Consider the following 499-nt stretch of genomic DNA (forward strand, 5'->3'; position numbering starts at 1 on the left):
GGCGAACCCGACTGGGGCGCCCGCGGCGCCTACCGGATCGCCATAGCACATGTCGGAGTTATAGCACTCGATGATCCCTCCTACTTCCTCGTCCTGGCGGCGCGGAGCCCGTTGAGGATCACTATCACCTCGGCGATCTCGTGCACGAGCACCACCGCTGCGAGGCCGAGTACGCCGAACAGGGCCAGCGGCAGCAGCGCGGTAATGATCAGCAGGGACAGGATGATGTTCTGGTTGATGATGTGCCTGCCGCGGCGGGCGTGGTCGAACGCGCGCGGGAGGAGTCGCAGGTCGTGGCCGGTGAAGGCGACGTCGGCGGACTCGATCGCGGCGTCGGAGCCGGTCGCGCCCATGGCGATGCCGATGTCCGCGGCGGCCAGGGCGGGGGCGTCGTTGATGCCGTCGCCGATCATCGCGACCGAGCCGTGCCTGCTCAGCTCGCTGATGGCGGCGGCCTTGTCCTCGGGACGCAGCTCCGCGCGCACGTTTTCGATCCCTG

The 499-nt window shown here is 68.7% G+C and carries 1 protein-coding gene; it reads right to left on the minus strand.

Features of this window, described 5'->3' with window-relative positions:
- Window positions 1–80: 80 nt before the first annotated feature.
- On the minus strand, window positions 81–499 hold a 419-nt coding region (locus G6018_RS12300; protein WP_182639750.1), incomplete at its 5' end, for an HAD-IC family P-type ATPase.

The sequence above is a fragment of the Dietzia sp. DQ11-44 genome, from assembly GCF_014145205.1.
Lineage (GTDB): Bacteria > Actinomycetota > Actinomycetes > Mycobacteriales > Mycobacteriaceae > Dietzia > Dietzia natronolimnaea.